Here is a 719-nt window from a genome sequence, read left to right on the forward strand (position 1 = left end):
GAATCGTAAGCTTTGATCTTAGTAGAATCAAGATCCAACTTAGTTTCATCGTAGTCATCTGAGATACCTACTGATTGGATGTTGTCCTTGTTAGCTGCGTCGAATTTAGTTGTATCCAACCATACTTGGTAAACCAACTTGTCGCCACGTTTCACAGTCTTGGTATTCAAGTTTTGTTTTTCGTTATTTGATGCATCGTCCGCATATGGGTTCGCATTTGTATCTGCGTACTTGTCTGCTAACTCTTTATCATCATCAACGAGCTTGTCACCAGTGATATCGAATTTCTCTTCAGAAACAACGTATTTCTCTGGTTGGAACTTAGGTTCTTCTGGAGGAGTGACACGGTTGTTAAACTCTTTATCAGCAGCATCTGTTACATTCGCTACGATTGCTTTAGCTGTACCGTCGTGAGAAACCACAACTTTCACAGTTGCAACCATTGGGTCGTAAGAAACGGTGCTATCTGTACCACGAACTTCTTCTACAGTGTAGTTGTATGTCTTACCAAGATCATCTTTACCAAACTTAAGTTGAGTGAAGTTAACCTTACCAGTCGCATCATTCTTCACTGTTTCGACAACATTGCCATCTTTCTTAAGAACGAATGTGAATTCTTGATCTTTCAATTGACGACCTTCAAGAGATTTCGTGAATTTAAGATCAAGTGGAACTGGAACACTGTTGACACGTTTTTCAGTTGGTTTGTTTGGTTTTTC

At 39.6% G+C, this 719-nt stretch carries 1 protein-coding gene; it reads right to left on the reverse strand.

Annotated features, from left to right (window positions below; translation table 11 throughout):
• On the reverse strand, positions 1 to 719 hold a 719-nt coding region (locus HMPREF2686_RS10670; RefSeq protein WP_315940699.1), incomplete at both ends, for a Spy0128 family protein.

Origin of the sequence: Streptococcus sp. HMSC057G03, from assembly GCF_001808745.1 — a bacterium.
GTDB lineage: Bacteria > Bacillota > Bacilli > Lactobacillales > Streptococcaceae > Streptococcus > Streptococcus parasanguinis_Z.